This is a genomic window from Brevibacterium sp. R8603A2 (assembly GCF_023072605.1).
GTDB classification, from domain to species: Bacteria; Actinomycetota; Actinomycetes; order Actinomycetales; family Brevibacteriaceae; genus Brevibacterium; species Brevibacterium pityocampae.
Genome location: NZ_JALLGN010000009.1, coordinates 1 through 16,334 on the forward strand (window position 1 = coordinate 1; position 16,334 = coordinate 16,334).

The window sequence follows — 16,334 nt, forward strand, 5'->3', positions numbered from 1 at the left end:
CTACAGCCGCCTGAAGCAGTGGCGGGCCCTGGCCACCCGCTACGACAAACTCGCCATCGTCTACCGCGCAGCAGTCGTACTCAACGCGGCTATTGCGTGGCTACACCATTTATCGGACACGCCCTAGGTGTACACCGTCCGGGATCGTCTGCGGTGAACTCGGGCTGGGCGCATCTCCGACCCCCGTCACGATGGAAGCCCGGGCGATGCGCAGCGGTTGATACGCCGCGAAGCCGAACTCGGCGAGCCGATTCCACATCGACCCCTCACGGCCGGGGCTCACCCCGACGATGAGCTCCTTGAGGACCTGAGCCGATTCCTCGCGTCGCGTGGTGATCGCGAACGTCTCCAGGCTCTCGAAAGAGCGAAGGAGCTTCGCCACGCAATCGAGCACGAGCGCCGGCATCTCGGAGCGCGGGTTCCCCGGGAGCACGGCGACGACGATCGCGTACGTCCTTCGGCGAATCGACACCCGGTGCGCATGGACCTGCCACTTGCCGACGGTCCCGGCGATGCCGGATCCACCGTCGCCGACGACCTCACGGTCCGCAAGGGACTTCCGCCCGGTCCGGGGGTCGAGAACCCAGCGGGACACCAGCTGTCCCGGAGCAGCGCCGACGCTTCGCACGATCTCACCGTGCTCATTGATCACGAGTGCCGAACCATTGCAGACCCGCGCTGCGCGACGCACGAGAGATTCAAGCGGGTCCTCTTGCGCCATCGCAATGAGAAGTTGGTCGAGCACCCATTCCCGGGATCGTTCCACCTCAGACTCCCTGCTTTGTGGATTCCCCAAGGATACCCGTCGGATCCTTGAGTTGATCCATTGACGAGGCAACTCCGCACACCCAGGATATGAACCACATCACGAATGAAGGAGTGGATGTGGCAGACCTCAGAGTCGCAGTCGATGTCGGCGGAACGTTCACGGACGTCTGCATCTTCGATGAAGAATCCCAGATCATGAGAGTGACAAAAGTCCCCTCGACCCCGGACAACCCGATGGAGGCAGTCCTCAACGGCGTCGCACGCGCCCGGATCGACCTCTCCGAGGTCGAGCTCTTCTCGCACGGGACCACCGTCGCGACGAACGCGCTCATCACTAGGAAATTCCCCAAGGCCGCCATGGTGACCACGAAGGGCTTCCGCGACGTCCTGGAGATCCGCGACGGCACGAAGGACGACCTGTGGGATGCATACCGAGATGTCAGCGGACCGTACATCCGGCGCCGCGACCGGTTCGAGGTGTCCGAGCGGATCGACTACACCGGCAACGTCGTCGAACCCCTCGACGAGGACGAGGCGCGGCAACTGGCGGCACTGCTCAAGAAGCGGGGAGTCGACACCGTTGCAGTGTGTTTCCTCAACTCCTACGCCAACGCCGAGAACGAGGAGCGGATGCGCGCGATCCTCACCGAGCACCTCCCCGATGCGAACGTCTCGACCTCGGCGGAGATCCTGCCGGAGATATTCGAGCACAACCGCTTCAACACCACCGTCGCCAACGCCGTCCTCGGCCCGCTGGTGTCCGGATACGTCGAGCAGCTCGACGAGAAGCTCACCGCTGGCGGCTACGCCGGAGAACTGCTGCTCCTGCACTCCGGCGGCGGTTCCATGACCTCGACCATGGTCAAGAAGTTCCCCGTCAGGCTGGCGGCATCGGGCATCGCCGCCGGGGCGATCGCCGCGAAGCACATCGCGGAGCAGTGCGGGTATGTCAACGCGGTGGGCCTCGATATGGGCGGCACCTCGACAGACATCTCCCTCATCAGTGAGGGCGAACTGCGCGTGACCAACGAATGGGAGGTCGAGTACGGCCACCCCATCGTCTTCCCCAGCATCGAGGTGCTCACCATCGGTGCCGGCGGCGGCTCCCTCGCGCACATCGACATCGCCGGCTCGCTCCGCAACGGCCCCCAGTCCGCAGGTGCCGCACCCGGTCCTGCCTGCTACGACCGAGGCGGCGAGGAACCGACGAACACCGATGCGAACCTCTGGCTCAACCGTCTCGGCACCGATCTGGCCGACGGCGAGATGACCCTCGACCGTCGGCGTGCAGAGCAGGCTATCCGCAGCACGATCGCCGAGCCGCTCGGACTCGAGGTCGACGAGGCGGCGGACTCGATCCTCAAGGTCGCGAACGCCAACATGGCCGATGCGGTCCGGCTGGTCTCGATCCGCCGCGGGCTCGACCCGCGGGACTTCGCGCTCATCGCGTTCGGCGGCGCCGGCGCGCTCCACGGCGCCGAGGTCGCGCGCGAGCTCAGCATCCCGGTCGTCATCGTGCCACCCAGCCCGGGTGTCACCTCGGCACTGGGCTGCCTCCTCGTGGACATCCAGCACGACCTGTCGCAGATGTTCACCGCCAGTGCATCCGAGGTCGACGCCGAAGACCTCGCCGAGCAGTTCCGGGCCCTCGAGTCCGAGGGCGCGGAACGCCTGCGCCATGAAGGGGTGAGCGACGACCAGGCCGTGCTGGAACGCGGGATCTCCATGCGGTACCAGGGCCAGTGGCGCTCCCTCCAGGTCCCGATCGGTTCCGATCCCGATGCGCTGCAGGCGGCTGTGCAGACTTTCCACGAGGAGCACGAGAAGCAGTACGCGTTCCGTCAGGACGACACCCCGGTCGAGATCTACCAGATCCACCTCAAGGCCCTGGGGAAGACCCCCAAGCCCAGCTTCCGGCCCGAGAACACCGCACCGCAGAGCCCGGGCGAGCCGGTCGAGGTCCGAGACGTGTACTTCGAGGGCCGATGGATCCCAACCCCGGTCCACGAGCGCGCGGGACTGGCCGCCGGGACGGAGTTCACCGGGCCCGCGATCATCAGCCAACTCGACTCGACGACAGTGGTGCCGCCGAATGCCCGTGCAGAGATCGACGAATGGATGAATATCCGCATCGTCCTCACCGACCGGGACACCGCGTCCGAGCCGGAAACCGATCACGATGAAAGCGAGAGTGCGCGATGACCACCATGGACACGGCACAGCGGGCCGACTCCTCGACCGCATCGCACCGGGCATTGGATCCGGTGACCTTCGAAGTCCTCAAGAATGCTTTCGCGACGAGCGTCGATCTCATGAGCGAGCAGATCCTTCGCACGTGCTATTCGTTCGTCATCTACTCCCGCGACTTCTCCTCGGCCCTGTGCGATCGCGAGGGGAACACGGTGATGCAGGGCAGCGCCGACATCGCCGTCCACGTCGGCACCCTCCACTTCCAGTGCAAAGCCGTGATGGAGGAGTTCGGCGACGACATCAATCCCGGGGACGTGTTCGCGATCAACGACCCCTACCGCGGCGGAACGCACTTCAACGACGTGAGCTTCATCCGTCCGATCTTCGCCGAGGACGAGATCATCGGATTCGCCCAGAACAAGGGTCACTGGGCCGATATCGGAGGCAGTGTTCCCGGTTCGTTCGACGTCTCGGCGAGCGAGCACTTCGGTGAAGGGCTGCGCATCACGCCGGTCCGGATCTGGCGCAGCGGGGAGTTCCTCCACGACGTCGCACAGCTCCTGGTCTCCAACACCCGGGCGCCTGACCAAGCGATGGGCGACCTCCACGCCCAGTCGGAGGCGACAGCGGTCTGTGAGCGCGAGGTCCTCCGTCTGGTCGACAAGTACTCGAAGCAGACGGTCCTCGACGCGATGCAGGAGACCCAGGACTACGTCTGCCGCACGGTCCTCGCCAGCCTCAAGAATCTGCCCCGGGGCGAGTGGGAGACCGTCGACTACATCGACGCCGACCCGGCGAAGGGCGAAGGGCTGGTGCCGATCCGGGTCAAACTCACCTTGGACGGCAACGGCATCCACTACGATCTCACCGGTTCTGCTCCAGCGGTCTCGACCTTCCTCAATTCTGGCTACGGGACGACCTTCTCGGCGGTCTACGCCGGCACGAAGACCTTCTTCCCCGAGGTGCCGCTCAACTCCGGGTTCTATCAGGCGGTGACCGCCGACATCGGGGAGGAGGGGACCGTCGTCAACGCCGGATGGCCGCACGCGGTGACCGGGTTCTGCTCGGGACCGTACGAGAAGGTCATGAATGCGGTGTTCGAGCTGTGGAGTCGAATCATGCCGGAACGCGCCATGGCCTGCGCGTTCAATCTGGAGTACCTGCTCGTCGGGGGCCACGACAGCCGGGTCGCCGGCAACCCGTATTTCATGTGGTACGACTGGATGGCCGGCGGGTGGGGCGGACGCTCCACCAAGGACGGGTCCTCCGCGACCGCACCCGTGTTCGGCACCGGACTGGCAGTCCAACCGCTCGAGGGCCAGGAGCGCTTGAGTCCGGTTATCACCACCAAGCACGCCATCAGCACCGACTCCGGAGGGCCGGGACGGTTCCGGGGCGGCTGCGGGATCGAGAAGGGCGGCATTCTCACGGATGCGAGCGGCACGGTCATGAGCTACTGCTGCGACCGTGGACGGTCGGTGACCTGGGGCATCGAAGGCGGATTGCCCTCCGTCCCCCACGGAGTCTGGCTCAACCCCGGCACCGCTGACGCGAAATACCTCGGAGCGACATTCTCCAGTGTGGCGCTCGCCCCAGGGGACGTCTTCGAGCGGCCCTCCGCGGGCGGCGGAGGATTCGGCGATCCTCTCGAACGCCCTGCAGAGGAGGTGCTCGAGGACGTCATCGACGAGTACGTCTCGATCGATCGCGCCGCAATCGACTACGGGGTGGTGATCCGGGAGATCGATGCCGAGCTCGACGAGTTCGAGATCGACCACCACGCGACCACCGATCTGCGTGCGCGGATCCGGAGCGAGCGGGGTGACCGGCTCGATGCGGACCCCGCTGAGGTCGCAGCGCGGTTCAGGTCGGGCGACCTCACTGTGCACGATGTCGTCCGGCAATACGCCGTGATCCTCGACTGGGGCACCGGGGAGCTGCTTGAGAAGTCGACTGCGCAGTTCCGCGACAGTGTGCGCAGCCGGTCGGCCGCGCACTGGAGCTGACCGAGAGGTCGGATCTGAGCCTTCTTCTCGGGCACGGCGGCTAAGATGGCTCCCGGGCACAAGGCTCCTTGTGCCACGAGCGTGCGCCTGACGGCGCACTCGTCAGGGGAGGCACCGGTGTCAGCTGCAAGCGTCGAGTGCTGCGTGGTCGTGCCGGCGCACGACGAGGCGGAGCTCATCGGTCGCACCCTCGCTTCCCTCCGCACCGCCGCCGCGACCGCACGGATCGCGCCGCGCGTCATCGTCGTCGCAGACGCCTGCACCGACTCCACTGCCGTGATCGCCCACCGATCCGGGGCCGAGGTCGTCGAGATCGACGCACGGAACGTCGGTGCGGCCCGCCGAGCCGGGTTCGAGCACCTCCTCGGTCCCGCGAGCGCTGTCGGCGATCCCACGGACTCCGCGGGCAGCGCGCTGTGGCTCGCGACCACCGACGCGGACAGCACCGTCCCGTCCACGTGGTTCTCCCGCCACCTCGCCTATCGCGCTTCCGGCGCCGACCTCGTCGCCGGCACCGTGGTCCTCGAACCCGGCCCGGCGATCGACCCCCTCCACGAGCGGTGGACGAGCGCCTACTCCCTCAAGATCGAGGCCGGCCGGCACCATCACATCCACGGCGCCAACCTCGGCTTCACCGCGCAGGCGTACCGCGCACTCGGTGGCTTCAGCGCCCTCGCACTCCACGAGGACGTCGACCTCGTCCAGCGCGCTGCGGCCTCCGGCCTGTCCGTGGCCTGGGCGCTCGACATCCCGGTCGCGACCTCGCGCCGCACCCACGGCCGCTCCCCCGGCGGCTTCTCCGACGACCTCAAGGCGATGGTTCCATGACCGCTCACCCGACCGATTCGACTGCCCGCGGGGAACTCGCGACCCGGCTCCGCACCCTCACCCTGCCGCTGCCCGGGCGCGGCGGGACGATTCGCCGCTGGGAGCACCTCGCGCGGCTCACCGCAGAGGACATCGTGACCGGCCGTCTCATCGAGGCCCATGCCGACGCGATCGCGATCACCACGGATCTGGGTGCTTCCGGGCTCGTCACCGCGGACTCGCACTGGGGCGTGTGGGCGGCCGAACCGCCCCGGCCGCTCCTCACCGCGTCGGAGAGCTCAGGACAACCCAGCGGCTGGGTCCTCCACGGCACCAAACCGTGGTGCTCGGGCGCCTCGCTGTGCACCCATGCGCTCGTCACCGCCACCACCCGGGAACGCACCCCGGATTCGCCCGCGGAGGTCGCCCTCTTCGCAGTCGATCTCTGGCAGACGGGGGTCCGGGCGGTGCCGGGCACCTGGCCTGCGGTCGGGATGGCCGCGAGCGATTCCGGCTGGGTCGAGTTCGACGACGTGCCCGCCCGGCGCCTCGGCGGCCACGCCGACTACCTCGAGCGGCCGGGGTTCTGGCACGGCGGGGTGGGAGTCGCCGCCTGCTGGTTCGGCGGTGCACGTGCCGTGGCCGCGCCGCTGTTCGAGCGGGCGGCGCGGGCGAACGCATCTCCGCTCGTCCGGGCCCATGCCGGTGCGGTCGCCGCCGAGCTCGCCGCCGGCTGGAGCCTCCTCGAGCACACGGCCGCGTTCGTCGACGCGGACCCGGACGACGAACGCGGCCTGCTCATGGCCCGCGCGCTCACCGTGCGCACGCGGATCGACCGGATGGCAGCCGGCGTCATCGACCGGGTCGGCCGGGCGCTCGGGGCCGGACCACTGTGTTCGGACGGGGAGCACGCCCAGCGGGTGGCAGACCTCGGCGTCTACATCCGGCAGACCCATGCCGAGGCGGACGAGGCGACGATCGCCGCCGAGGTGCGCGCCCACGCCGAGCGGGCAGGCGCCGCCGGTACGAGCACCGGAACCGGGCCTGGGAACGGGCCTGGGACTGCCGACGTGGACGTCGTCGCAGCAGCTCACTGGGACACGCTCATCGGCTTCGATTCGACCCCGCTGCGCGGCACTGATGACTGAGGCGGATCACCCCACCGCGTTCTCCGGCCGGGACGCGCCCACCACCTCGGCGGGTGACCTCGCCGCGTTCGAGGCCGGAGTTCCCCACTGGGCGGGAGAGCGGGATCGGCACGGCCGGTGGGCGCCGGTGGACATGCCCGCGCTCGTCGTCGTGGCCCCGCACCCGGACGACGAGGTCGTCGGCGCTGGCGCGCTGCTCGGCGCGGCGGTGCGTGCGGGCGTTCCGGTGACCGTGGTCGCCGTGACGGATGGAGAGGGTTCCCACCCGGCGGCAGCCATCGACCCCGAGGAGCTCGCGCGGATCCGCACCCGGGAATCCGAGGCGGCACTTGCCGAGTTCGACAGGCTGGCACCCGCAGGTGGAAGCGGCGCCGGGATCCGCCGCATCCGCCTCGGCCTGCCCGATGGTCATGTCGCCGGCGGCGAGGACCAGGCGGTCGACGGTATCGCCGCGGTCCTCGAACAGCAGCCGGCGGGCACATGGCTCGCGGCCCCGCTGTGTGTGGACGGGCACCCCGATCACGATGCGAGCGGCCGGGCCGCCCGCCGTGCCGCCGCCCGGTTCCCGAGCGTCCGTGTCGTGGAGTTCCCGGTGTGGCTGTGGCAGCACTCACTGCCGGGCGCGCACCTCGAGGTGGAGTGGGACGCCGCCCGCGCCATCGATGTCGACGACGAGCTGTTCACCGCGCGCGAGCGGGCGGTGGCAGCGTTCCGATCGCAGATCAGCCTCGAGCACGGGGTGCCGGTCGATCGGACCGGCGACGATCCGGAGACCGCGGTCGTGCTGCCGCCGCAGGTGCGGGAGCGGATGCTGCGCCGCCGCCAGATCGTATTCCCGCATCCGGGCGGCGGATTCGCGGCCCTCTATGCGCACGGCGAGGACCCGTGGAACCTCGCCGACCGGTGGTACGAGGAGCGCAAGTACGCCCTCACCCTCGCGATCCTGCCCCGGCGCACGTTCCGCCGCACCTATGAGCCCGGATGCTCGATCGGCGTCCTCACCGCGCAGCTGGCGCAGAGGTGCGAGCAGCTCATCGGCACCGACATCATCCCGCAGGCCATCGAGTCGGCGCGCCGTCGGGTGCCCGCCGACCACGTCGACCTTCGGGTCGCGGGAATCGACGACTGGCCGGAGGGCCGGTTCGACCTCATCGTGCTCAGCGAGCTCGCCTACTACCTCGCCGACGCGGAGTTCGAGCATGCGCTCGCGCGCGCTGCGGAATCGCTCGAGGAGGGCGGGGTGCTGGTCGCCGTGCACTGGCGTCATCCGATCCCCGGCGCCTACCGGGACGCCGAGGCGATCCACACCGCACTCGCCGCACAGCCGGGCTGGGTGCGACACGCCTCGTACCGGGACGCCGACGTCCTCATCGAGACCTTCGGACCGCCCGGCCCGAGTGTGGCGAGTGCGGAGTTCCTCGACGCGGAGGGGTGAGACCGGGGGCGGGGGCCTCGCATCGTGGTCAGGTGGCAGGCGCAGGTGAGAGCACAGTTCGACCGGCGACGGTTCCTTCGCGGAGTCCGGTGAGACCGGTGTTGACTCCATCAGCGCTCAGCGGCCCGGCCACGATCGGGATCCTCGGCAACCTGCCGGCCTTCGCGATGTCGACGACCTCGATGAGTTCGGACAGGGAACCGACGTAGTTGCCGAGCAGCGACAGTGCCTTGAGCGCCATGAGCGCGGTCGGAAGTCGGAACTCTCCGCCGTACAGACCGACGTGGACGTAGGTTCCGCCCTTGTCCAACGCATCGAACCCGAGTGCCACAGTGGCTCCGTTGTTGACGAAATCAATGACCGCGGCGACAGGCCCGCCGGCAGCGTCGATGAGTCCGGTCGCGCCATCTCCGGAAGAGGAGTCGACGGTGATCGTCGCTCCCATGTCCCGTGCGATGCCGAGGTTCTCCGCACGAACGTCGACCGCGGCGATGTTCCGATGTCCCAGCGCTTGAAGAGTTGCAATCGCCATCAAGCCCACACCGCCGGTGCCGATCACCGCAACGCAATCCTCATCGGATACATGGGCTAGCGCTTTATGGGCGGCGGAGTAAGCGGTGACGCCCGAACAGGCGAGGGTCGCCGCCCACGCCGGATCGAGCCCGTCGATATCGACGAGGTACTTCTCGTGCGGAACGAGGATCTGCTCGGCGAATCCACCGGGGCGGAAGATCCCGAGGGCTTGGCTCTTCGCGCAGTAGTTGTCCTCCCCGCGTACGCACCGGCGGCATTCGCCGCACCCGATCCAGGGGAAGACGAGGCGCCTGTCGCCCACGGACACCCCAGTCACCCGATCTCCCACCGCGATGACTTCACCCACGGTCTCGTGGCCCATGACGACCGGATACTCCATCCCTCGTGCGGTCATCTCCATGAATCCGCGTTCGCCGAGGTCGTACCCTCCTTCCTGCACGTGGGTGTCCGTGTGACACACTCCGGCGTGAGTCACCGTCAGCAGCACTTCGAACCCTGTGGGCTCCTGGATTTCCACGGACTGCTCAGCGACGGGAGAACCCGCCACGGGTACTGCAAATGACTTCATGTCACGACCTTTCGTCTACGGCTACTTGCGGACCGCAAGTGCCTGTGTGGCGGTGTACTCCAGGAGCCCTTCTATTCCGTTCTCGCGTCCGATGCCCGATTCCTTCCGGCCGCCCATGGGGAATTGCGGGGACAATGCATGGATCTCATTGACCCAGACGACACCGGACTCGATGCGTTCGGCGATCGCCGTCGCGGCCTCGGTATCTGCGCTCCACACGGACCCGCCGAGGCCGTAGGGGCTGGAGTTGACCGCATCGATCACGGCGTCGACATCGGTGAAGCGGAGCATCGGAACGATCGGACCGAAAGGCTCTTCGGTCACGATCGGCGCATCTGCCGGCGGATCGTCGACGATGACCGGCCCGATGAAGTAACCGGACGGCTCCTCGATCGGGGTCTCGAGTACGAACCGGTGACCGGCTTCCCTCGACTGCTCGATGTAGCCCTGCACCTTGTCGAACTGAGTGCGGTTCTGGATTGGGCCGAGCTGCACGCCCTCCGCCATCCCGTTGCCGATCCGCACCGAAAGTCCGTAATCCCGCAGAGCACGGGCGAGGTCGTCGTAGACATCGTCGTGCACATACAGGCGCTTCGTTGCCAGACAGTACTGGGAACTGTTCGAGAAGCACGCCCAGTAGAGGGTGGGGGCGATCTCGGCGACGTCGACGTCTGGAAGCACTACCGCGGCGTCGTTGCCACCGAGCTCGAGAGTCACTCGGGTCAAGTGCTCGGAGGCCGAGGCCATGACCCGCTTACCTGTGGCAGAAGATCCGGTGAAGGCGATCTTGTCGAACCCGGGATGGCTCGTCATCCACGGTCCGAGTTCGTCGCCGCCGGTGATCACGTTGAGCACCCCGGCGGGCAGAACGTCCCGGAGCAGTTCGCCCAGACGCAACCCGGTGAGGGGTGTCATGGGTGAGGGTTTCAGCACGACGGTGTTGCCAGTGAGCAGCGCCGGGGCGATCTTCCACACTGCCAGGGTCACCGGGAAGTTCCACGGCACGATCGCCCCGACGACACCCAGTGGCACTCGCCGGACACGAACCCGGTGCTGTTCGGTGTCCTCGGCGACCCGTTCTTCCCATTCCAGGTCGGCGACGCCGTCGGCCCACATCGCCGCCCGGTCGATCTCACCGCGCGCAAGGGCGAACGGCTTCCCCTGCTCCGAGGTGAGCAGCGCAGCGAGTTCGTCCCGGTTGTCACGGAGGACAACTGCGATGGCTCGCACCGCGGCGCGCCTGTCGTCGAGACCGCGTGACCGCCACCCCGGGAATGCATCCCGTGCGGCGGCGATAGCAGACTCCAGGTCCATCTCGGTCGCCCGCGGCGCCTCCGCGAGAACCGCCTCGGTCGCTGGGTCGATGACTTCGATGGATTCTGCGGTGTGAACCGGACTGCCGCCGACCGTCATGGTGAACGCGCGCTCAATCATGACGGGCGGTGCTCCAGGGCGCCCTTCTCGAACACCTGCTCGCCGAGCGGGCGGAAATCGGTGCCCTCGGCGTCGTACCACTGGTCGAGCTCGGCGAGCTCTCCATCGTCGGTGTAGCCCAGTTCCTCGACGGCGTCGGCCCAGGTCTGCGCAGTCTCCTTGAGCTCCTCGCGGTTGCTCTCCTCGATCACACCGTCCTCGATGAGGCCGTCGACGATCTCCTCCTGGGTGGCGAGGATGTTCTCCTCGACGTCCTGGTCCATCTCGGAGAAGGTGCCGCCCGCGTCCCGGACATCTGCAACAGCATCAGCGCTGGAGGACACGATCGCGGAGATCTGACCGTGGAACCAGTCGACACCCGCAGCATCGAAGATGATCTGCTGGTACGGCAGCGGCAGCTGCTCGAAACTCGCACCTGCGACGTGCCCGGCGGTCACTGCGCCGGTCATCCGCTCCTCGCCGAAGGTCGAGACGTGCGGGGCGGCCTCGAGCAGACCGGTGGAACCCGCGACCATGCCCTGGATGAACGAGCAGTCCACGGTTCCGCGCTGCAGCGCTTCGAACGCCTCGCCGTACTCCATGGAGACCGGAGACGCACCGATCCCCTCGGAGATCGGAGTCTGTGCGGATCCGCCGATCCGGACCTGACGGCCCTTCCAGTCGTCTGCAGAGGTGCCCTCGGAGTTGCAAGCGGCCCAATAATTGCCCGAGGTGACGAAAGGATTGAGCGGAACGAGTCCCTTATCGGTGTATTCGGCGATCGCGGCCGGGTTGTTCCACGCCGCCTCGCTCATCTGCGCTTGGATGGTCGCCTCACCGGTCAGCGGCGCGGCGCTCGCATAGTGGCTGAGCTTGTTGTACGCGTCGAGAACCGGGTACTCGGCCGGGAAGTAGACGGGCACGCTGTATGCGATATCGAGTCGACCGTCGGCCAGTGCGTCGTCGACCTCCGGGTAGCCGGCGATCGACTGGCCCCATGCCACGTCGAAGCTGATCTTCCCGCCCGAGCGCTCCTCAACCGCCTCCATGAACGACCGCTCCGCGACCGCGGCCGCGGCATCGGGCGACGCCGCGTATGGCTGGATGGTGAGCGTCACGGGTTCGAGATCGGCGATCACGCTGTCGACGTCTTCCTGCGAGGCGCCGAAGTCGAATCCTTCAGCGGAGCCCGATCCGCCGCCGGTGCCGACACTGCCGCCGCATCCTGCGAGCAGGGCCAGAGTGATCGGCAGCGCGCCTGCCATGACGAGTCGGGTCGCTTTTCTGAGTTCCACGTCTCTCCTTTGAAACTTAACGAACGTCCGGCCACATTAACCGACGATGACTCAAGTCAACGATGGACATCCGCCGGTGTCAATGCTTCACAACGCCCCACTTGCTCCGCCCGCATAACGAATCGATAACCCGTTGTTGAGTCCAGCTTTCGCTGGAGATAACGTCGCGCTCCGGTTCGGCGGGGCGATCGGCCTACTGTTCAACGTGTTCATGGTGGTGATCGCGCTCGCCTCGATCATCCTCACCGTGCCCTCGCAGAAGAAGCTCGAAGCACAGAGGGCGGCCGCTGAGAAGGGTGACACGGACGCCGAGGCGCCGGTCATCCACACCGGGGAGGCGCGTCGCGACGTCGCTCCCCCGCCCATCGGCAACTGATCATCCCGCTCGGCGGGCGCCTCGGCCGAGGTGCCCGCCGGTTCCCGGCATCGACGCGCCTGCCGATCCGCCGGCTCCGGCCCCGTCCTCTGCTGCACCTCTGCTGCGGACGGGGCCGGAGCTGCATCACGGAGCTGGTGCTGTGGACGGCAGCCTGGGACTATGTCGAATCCCGGGCATGCTCGCATTCCCATGTCAGCGATGCGTGGAACGATGGTCCGCATGAGCATCCCCGACTACATGATCGAGTTCCATCGGAACGCCGCTCGGCAGGCGCCGGGCAGCGACGACAGCACACGTCGAGCGCTTGCGCTGGTGCCGGGCGTCGGCGAGATCCGGCGTGTGCTCGATCTGGGGTGCGGGACGGGTGCGCAGTCGCTCGTGCTCGCGCAGGAGACCACGGCGACGATCACGGCCGTGGACATCCTGCCGGAGTTCCTCGAGGAGCTCGAGGCGCGCGCCCGGGCGGCCGGGCTCGCGGACCGGATCGCCACGCTCGAGGCGTCGATGATCGACCTCGACCTGCCGCCGGAGCACTACGACCTGCTGTGGTCGGAAGGCAGCGCGTACACCGTGGGGTTCGAGGCGGGGCTGCGCTACTGGAAGCGGTTCCTCGCTCCCGGGGGTGCGCTCGTGGTGTCGGAGCTGTGCTGGCTCACCGATGACCGGCCGCCGGAGATCGGGGAGTACTGGGCCGAGGGCTATCCGGGCATCGGGACGGTGGAGGAGAAGCTCGCGGAAGCTGAACGGGCCGGGTACACGTGCATCGAACACTTCGTCCTGCCGCCCGAGGCGTGGACGGATGGCTACTACACGCCCATCCGGGAGCGGTCCGAGGCATTCAGCGAAGCGCACGGCCGCGATCCGGAGATCGACGCGTTCCTCGACTCCGGTCTCGACGAGGCCGCGATGTACGACCAGTTCGGCGAGTACTACTCGTACGTGTTCTTCGTGCTGCGGGCGGGGTGAGGCCTGCGGGACACCGTCGGACGGCTCCTGAAGCGCACTGCACGGTGCGGTCTCACGATCGGCGGGCCACCCTTGTCCGCACGCACCCGGCACCCTAGTGTGAGTGGCACCACACCGACCGCTATTCGCTGAGGTGAGCGATGGAACCCACGATCGTATTTCCTGCCCGTATGGTCCGCACTATGGATCCGGCCTGCCCGTCCGCCGAGGCGGTGGCCGTCCGAGGAAACCTATTCCGGGCCGTCGGCACCGTCGAAGAACTCATGGACTATCCCGGCGCCGTGCTCGACTCCCGCTACGAGGACTGCGTGCTGATGCCGGGGTTCGTCGAAGCCCACGGCCATGCGGGAACGGGGTCCGTTTGGGAAGGTACCTATGTCGGTTACGTCGACCGGACCGATCCCGATGGACGATTCTGGCCGGGGTGCCGCTCGATCGACGACATCGTCGAACGCCTGCACGAAGGCGCGGCAGAGCTCTCCGATCCCGATCGCACGCTCATGGCCTGGGGCCTTGATCCCATCTACTTCCCAGGTGAATCACTCACCGCTGTCGAGCTCGACCGCGCGACCGACACCCGGCTGATCTACATCACCCACACGAGCGGGCACGCCTGCGCCGTGAACTCCGCGGCCATGCGCGCCAGCGGGATCGACGAGACGACCTCGGTCGACGGCGTAGTCAAAGGAGAGGACGGACGACCGACCGGTGAGCTGCACGAGTTCGCGGCGATGGGGCTGGCGGCGCACCTCGTGCAGGGCGGCAGCATCCTGCAGATCGACGAGAACTCCATCGGTCGGTACGCCCATAACGGGGTCAACACCGGGACGACGACCCTCACCGACCTCGGGTCGATGATCCTCATGGACGACGCGGGCGTCGAACTGTATCGGAGCTGCGTGTCGAACGACAGCCCCGTCCGGCTCAACGTCTTCCATTTCGGGGCCGGCGCGGGTCCGGTATCCAAGTCCCTGCCCGAAGCGGTCGAACGCATCGTCCGACTCAAGGAGACCTCGACTGACCGGCTCCGGTTCGGCAACGTCAAGCTCATGCTCGACGGGACGCTCCAGGGCTTCACCGCACGAGTGCTCGAGCCCGGGTACTACGGTGACCAGCCCAACGGCATGTGGAACGTCACCCCGGAGGAGTACCGGGCGGCGTTCGAGGCGTTCCACCGGGCCGGGCTGCTCATCCACGTCCACTGCAACGGCGACCAGGCGGTGCAGCTCTTCATCGACACCCTGCAGGCGGTCCTCGACGCGCACCCGCGCAGGGACCACCGTCACACGTGCACCCACTCGCAGATGACCCGTCCGGCCCAGTACCGTCGTCTCGCCGCACTCGGCGCCTGCGCCAATATCTTCGCCAACCACATCTGGGCGTGGGGTGATCAGCACCTCGACATCACCATGGGCCCGGACAAAGCTCGGCGGAACAACGCCGCGGCAACCGCCGCCCGGCTCGGCGTCCCATTGAGCATCCACTCCGACACCCCTGTGACTCCACTTGGCCCGTTGCTCACCGCCAAGCACGCCGCCACCCGCCTGACCCAGTCCGGCCGGGTCATGGGCGAGCACGAGCGGATCAGCGTGTCCGCCGCGCTCGAGGCGATCACCATCGGCGCAGCTTACATGCTCAAGATGGATCACGAGGTCGGCTCGATCGAACCGGGCAAATTCGCCGACCTCGCGGTGCTGTCCGACGATCCGTTCGAGCTCGCACCCGAGGACTTCGAGCAGATAGGTATCCACGGGACCATGGTCGGGGGTCAGCACTACACGAGCGCGATCGCACAGGATCGCACCGGATCGTGACCGCGAAATTCAGCATCATCGGGGGCTACCTCGGGGCCGGGAAGTCGACGATGATCAACGCACTGCTCCGCGGGGGTCTCCCCGGGCGCACCGCGGTCATCGTCAACGATTTCGGGTCGGTGAACATCGACACGGATCTCATCGCCTCTGCCGAGGGCGACACGATCGCTCTGACGAACGGGTGCATCTGCTGTCAGATCAGCACCGAGATGATCGACACGATCTCGGCGTTGGCCGCCCGTGGAGACCTGGAGCACATCGTCTGCGAGGTCAGCGGGGTCGGTGACCCCGGGCAGATGGCCCGATGGCGCAACTACCCCGGGTTGACCCCCGGTCCTATCGTCGTCTGCGTGGACGCGACGACCGCGCGCAGGCTGACGCGCGATGCCTACGTCGGGGACGTCGTTCGGCAACAGACCTCCTCCGCCGAGGCGATCCTCCTGACCAAGGTCGATCTCGCCACCGACGCCGAGGTCGCAGATGCAGTCGCCGTCTGCAACGACCTCGCTCCCTCGGCCGACATCCACCTCAACGATGTCGACGACCTCACGGCCACTCTCGCCGCACCGGTCTCCACGACTGGACAATCCGCCCCTGCACACACCACGAACTCCGCCGTGCTCGGCACCGCGCCTCATTCTTCGGCGGGCGGCCACGCCGACGTCCACCGTTCGATCACCGTTCGATGCGCTGAACCGGTGGACCCGCTGGCTCTGACCGCGGGCCTCGAGCAGCAGACCGGCCGACTCGTCCGCGCCAAGGGAACCGTGCGCGGCCCGGATGGCGTCTGGCGCGAGATCCACCTCGCCAGCGGCCGGGTCGATGTCGCCGACCGCTCCTCACCCGGGCGACCGGAGGCAGGGTCGTCCCTCGTGCTCATCGCCGCCGGGCCCGACGCCGAAGCAGAGCTGCACCGGGCGGTCCGAGGACTGGCGGCCTTCGTCCAAGTCCCGGCCAGTACAGAATCCGCACCGTAACCCTATGAAACCCACCCCATGCCGTCGAGAAGGG

Annotated in this window: 13 protein-coding genes and 1 pseudogene; 10 read left to right on the forward strand and 4 right to left on the reverse strand. The window is 67.7% G+C overall.

Annotated elements, in window-relative coordinates:
• Nucleotides 1-127: pseudogene (locus tag MTQ12_RS10085) on the forward strand (IS5/IS1182 family transposase); the annotation flags it as partial.
• On the opposite strand, the gene MTQ12_RS10090 reads toward MTQ12_RS10085, so the two are convergent.
• On the reverse strand, nt 110-652 hold the full coding sequence (locus MTQ12_RS10090) for a hypothetical protein (protein WP_137318403.1): 543 nt from the start codon (nt 650-652) through the stop codon (nt 110-112). The pseudogene MTQ12_RS10085 and the gene MTQ12_RS10090 sit on opposite strands and share 18 nt — an antisense overlap.
• Before the next feature lie 233 nt (nt 653-885).
• On the opposite strand from MTQ12_RS10090, the gene MTQ12_RS10095 reads away from it, so the two are divergent.
• The 5 genes from MTQ12_RS10095 to MTQ12_RS10115 all read left to right on the forward strand — a co-directional run bounded on the left by MTQ12_RS10095 (nt 886) and on the right by MTQ12_RS10115 (nt 8,354).
• Nucleotides 886-2,970: a hydantoinase/oxoprolinase family protein gene (locus MTQ12_RS10095; RefSeq protein ID WP_217494891.1), complete on the forward strand. Its 2,085-nt coding sequence runs from the start codon at nt 886-888 to the stop codon at nt 2,968-2,970.
• Nucleotides 2,971-2,975: 5 nt separating this feature from the next.
• A complete protein-coding gene (locus tag MTQ12_RS10100) occupies nt 2,976-4,964 on the forward strand; it encodes a hydantoinase B/oxoprolinase family protein (RefSeq protein WP_137320340.1) in 1,989 nt (662 codons plus the stop codon).
• A 117-nt stretch (nt 4,965-5,081) separates the two neighbouring features.
• Complete coding sequence (locus MTQ12_RS10105) at nt 5,082-5,792, forward strand: glycosyltransferase (protein WP_247618505.1); 711 nt, start codon at nt 5,082-5,084, stop codon at nt 5,790-5,792.
• Nucleotides 5,789-6,919, forward strand: coding sequence for an acyl-CoA dehydrogenase family protein (locus MTQ12_RS10110; protein WP_247618506.1), 1,131 nt, complete (start codon nt 5,789-5,791; stop codon nt 6,917-6,919). The genes MTQ12_RS10105 and MTQ12_RS10110 overlap by 4 nt, the downstream gene beginning before the upstream one ends.
• Complete coding sequence (locus tag MTQ12_RS10115; protein WP_247618507.1) at nt 6,912-8,354, forward strand: bifunctional PIG-L family deacetylase/class I SAM-dependent methyltransferase; 1,443 nt, start codon at nt 6,912-6,914, stop codon at nt 8,352-8,354. The genes MTQ12_RS10110 and MTQ12_RS10115 overlap by 8 nt, the downstream gene beginning before the upstream one ends.
• A 28-nt stretch (nt 8,355-8,382) precedes the next feature.
• On the opposite strand, the gene MTQ12_RS10120 is transcribed toward MTQ12_RS10115, so the two are convergent.
• From MTQ12_RS10120 to MTQ12_RS10130, 3 genes are read right to left on the reverse strand one after another with little or no spacing between them, the layout of a single operon-like run.
• The gene (locus MTQ12_RS10120; protein ID WP_247618508.1) at nt 8,383-9,456 is read right to left on the reverse strand and encodes an alcohol dehydrogenase; all 1,074 of its coding nucleotides are present in this window, start codon (nt 9,454-9,456) and stop codon (nt 8,383-8,385) included.
• 21 nt (nt 9,457-9,477) lie between these two features.
• A complete protein-coding gene (locus MTQ12_RS10125; protein ID WP_247618509.1) occupies nt 9,478-10,890 on the reverse strand; it encodes an aldehyde dehydrogenase family protein in 1,413 nt (470 codons plus the stop codon).
• Nucleotides 10,887-12,164 carry a C4-dicarboxylate ABC transporter substrate-binding protein gene (locus tag MTQ12_RS10130; protein WP_247618510.1) on the reverse strand — a complete coding sequence of 426 codons (1,278 nt, stop codon included), beginning with the start codon at nt 12,162-12,164 and terminating at the stop codon, nt 10,887-10,889. The genes MTQ12_RS10125 and MTQ12_RS10130 overlap by 4 nt, the downstream gene beginning before the upstream one ends.
• A gap of 136 nt (nt 12,165-12,300) precedes the next feature.
• Here MTQ12_RS10130 and MTQ12_RS10135 point away from each other — a divergent pair, with 136 nt between their 5' ends.
• From MTQ12_RS10135 to MTQ12_RS10150, 4 genes are all read left to right on the forward strand, one after another.
• Entirely contained in the window at nt 12,301-12,540 is a 240-nt protein-coding gene (locus tag MTQ12_RS10135) for a hypothetical protein (protein ID WP_247618511.1), read from the forward strand.
• A gap of 222 nt (nt 12,541-12,762) precedes the next feature.
• Nucleotides 12,763-13,509 carry a class I SAM-dependent methyltransferase gene (locus MTQ12_RS10140; RefSeq protein WP_247618512.1) on the forward strand — a complete coding sequence of 249 codons (747 nt, stop codon included), beginning with the start codon at nt 12,763-12,765 and terminating at the stop codon, nt 13,507-13,509.
• A 182-nt stretch (nt 13,510-13,691) separates the two neighbouring features.
• Nucleotides 13,692-15,323 (forward strand): amidohydrolase, encoded by a 1,632-nt coding sequence (locus MTQ12_RS10145; RefSeq protein ID WP_247618513.1) that lies wholly within the window; start codon nt 13,692-13,694, stop codon nt 15,321-15,323.
• Nucleotides 15,320-16,300, forward strand: a complete 981-nt coding sequence (locus MTQ12_RS10150) for a GTP-binding protein (protein ID WP_247618514.1) — start codon at nt 15,320-15,322, stop codon at nt 16,298-16,300. The genes MTQ12_RS10145 and MTQ12_RS10150 overlap by 4 nt, the downstream gene beginning before the upstream one ends.
• The last annotated feature ends 34 nt before the right edge of the window (nt 16,301-16,334 follow it).